Consider the following 2,838-nt stretch of genomic DNA (forward strand, 5'->3'; position numbering starts at 1 on the left):
CTCGATCCTCTCAAGGAATCGAGTCTCCATCAGACCCGGCGCGGTTCAGGCAACCCCAACAATCTTCTGCGCGATGTCACATTCGATGCGTTCGCGAAGCTCTTAGAGGTAATCGCCATCAGAAGGGAGTCCTTGATGTCCGACGCCTCGACAGGCACCGCCACGCAGGTGTTCGCCCACCATCGTGAGCTGCTCTTCTCCATCGTCTACAACATGCTCGGCACTGTCGCCGACACTGAGGACGTCGTGCAGGACACGTGGCTGTCGTGGGCATTGCGCGACCAGGAGCACATCACCCATCAACGTGCCTACCTGGTGCGGATCGCGGTGAACAAGGCACTCGCCCGCCAGGCGGCCCTCAGCCGTCGCCGCGAGACCTACATCGGGCCCTGGCTGCCGGAACCGCTCGTCAGCTCCGCCGACGCCGTCGGTGACACCATGCGGGCGGACTCCGTGTCGATGGCATTGCTGGTGGTCCTGGAGACGCTCAGTCCGCTGGAACGCGCCGTGTTCATCCTGCACGACGTGTTCACCTACCCCCACGCCGAGATCGCCGGCATGATCGACCGAACCCCGTCGGCGGTACGCCAGCTTTCCCACCGCGCCCGCGAACACGTTCAAGCCCGACGCCCCCGCTACCAGGTCGACCCGCGCATGCAACAGCGGGCGACCGAGCGATTCGTGGCCGCCACCTTCGGCGGCGACCTGAACGCTCTCCTCGACGTCCTGGCGCCGGAGGTCACCCTCTGGACCGACGGAGGCGGCAAGGCAACGGCGGCGGGCCCGCGGCCCATCCTTGGCCGCGACAACGTCGCCTCACTGCTCATGGCCCGCGCCTCCGGCAGGCTCGAGGACCTGGACATCCAGTACCGGCATGTCAACGGCGAACCGTCGGCGGTGCTGTTCGTGGCCGACTCGCCCTTCGCCGTCATCGTTCTCAGCCTCACACGGGGCGGCGACCAGGTACGCGATATCTACGCCGTCACCAACCCCGACAAGCTTTCTCGAATCCCCTGAAAGGCGCGACCCATGATTTTGGTAACCGGTGCGACCGGCACCATCGGACGTCCCCTTCTCGACCTGCTCATTAGTGAAGGCATCAAGGTCCGCGCCACCACCCGCAGCCCGGAGACCGCCGGCTTGCCCGGCGAGGTCGCGGTCGTCGAGGGAGACCCGGCGCGGCCCAGCACGCTGACCTCCTCTCTTGAGGGTGTCACCAGCCTGTTCCTGCACCCGCGCGCCGTCGGCCTCGCCGCCCCCGACCTGCTGGCGTTGGCCAAGAAGAGCGGAGTGCGGCGTGTTGTGGTGCTGTCGGCCGTGAACGTCGACGACCCTCTCGAAGAACAGCCGTCCCGCCTCAACGGCGACCGGAACAAGGAGGTCGAGGCCGCTGCCGTCGCGAGCGGCCTCGAATGGGTGAGCTTGCGGGCCAGCGCCTTCGCCATCAACACGCTCACGGCGTGGGGCGGCCAGATTCGCGCTGGAGACATCGTCCGCGGGCCGTACGCGAACTTCTCGGAGGCTCCGATCCACGAGCGTGACCTGGCCGCGGTCGCCGTCCGTGCGCTGCTGTCCGATGACCTGGTCGGCCAGAAACCGGCCCTGACCGGTCCGCGATCCCTCACCCACGCCGAGCTGATCACCACCATCGGCCAGGTGCTTGGCAGGCCGCTGCGCTTCCAGGAGATCCCGCCGGAGGCCGTTCGGCAAGCCATGATCGGGCAGGGACTGGCCGAGTCCTTCGTCGAGGCTCTGCTGAACCGGTACGCCCGAGGCGCTGGAAAACCGGCCCCCGTCACCGATGAGGTGGAGAAAATCCTCGGGCGGCCTGCTCGCGGCTGGGCCGAGTGGGTCGCCGACCACGCTGACGCCTTCCGGGGCTGACAACCATCGGGTGCCGCACGGGCCGATGCCCAGCAGGGCAAACACTGCCGCCGCCAGAAATGTAGGAAGCGTCCCGGCAGGGCGGTGCGCCGAAGTCCATGTGACCACCAGGTACTCGGCGGCACCGCGTGCGGGACCGGCCAGGACCTGTTCAAAGGCCACACAAGCGTCGATGAGCCGACTCGTCCCGGGGGTTTCTACGCTTCCCATCCTCGATTGGCTCGGCCCCCGTGCGAACAGTACGCAGCCACTGGTCACGTTCCTCAATGGCCGAACACTGTGCGTGGATGAAGGGCCAGATCCAACACTGGATCGGTCACATTTGGTGATGATTCATAACGGTCAGTTGTGGTTGGGATGCGTGGCTGTGAGCGGGATCTGATCACCTGTAGGAGGGCAGATCATGCCGGTGCCGGGCCATGTACCGAGCCCCGGCACCAGAAACGAGAAGGGTCCGATGAGCAGGGTTTGGCTGATCACCGGAGCGAACAGCGGCTTTGGCCGGTCGATCCCTGAGGCGGCGATCGTTATCTTGGGTTCTTAGCGTCTTCTTGCAGGTCAGAGCGATATGATCTTGTCAGGCACGTTAGGCACGTTGACCGGCCTTGAAGGCATGTTGCATCGAAGGCGTGCCCGGGTGTTGGCCTGGGACGATCTGGGGCATCGCGCCGCGATGCTCGCCAAGGGTCTCGCCGACGGCGAGGTGGATCCGACCGAGGCGTGGGGCGCCGGTGTCGCGACCGACGTCCCGCCGCTCGACCCGACGACGCATGACGATCAGTGCTCCCTCCGAGAGTGGACAGGTCCGCCCTTAAGACGCCCGCCATCGCCCACGACCGGAACCGGTCGTAGACGGTGGTTATGTAGAGCGGGCGAGCTGGTGTCCTTGACGTCCAACTCGCTGGCGTGATCTCACTCTGCGGTGTTTCATAGACACGTTGTGTTGCCGTGTCT

At 66.0% G+C, this 2,838-nt stretch carries 2 protein-coding genes; both read left to right on the forward strand.

Features of this window, described 5'->3' with window-relative positions; all coding sequences use genetic code 11:
- The first annotated feature begins 135 nt into the window (after positions 1-135).
- Positions 136-1,017: an RNA polymerase sigma factor SigJ gene (gene sigJ, locus V5E28_RS48750; protein ID WP_336217148.1), complete on the forward strand. Its 882-nt coding sequence runs from the start codon at positions 136-138 to the stop codon at positions 1,015-1,017.
- A 12-nt stretch (positions 1,018-1,029) separates the two neighbouring features.
- On the forward strand, positions 1,030-1,884 hold the full coding sequence (locus tag V5E28_RS48755) for an NAD(P)H-binding protein (RefSeq protein WP_336217149.1): 855 nt from the start codon (positions 1,030-1,032) through the stop codon (positions 1,882-1,884).
- Positions 1,885-2,838 lie beyond the last annotated feature (954 nt).

Origin of the sequence: Nonomuraea sp. LPB2021202275-12-8 (assembly GCF_037044575.1) — a bacterium.
GTDB lineage: Bacteria > Actinomycetota > Actinomycetes > Streptosporangiales > Streptosporangiaceae > Nonomuraea.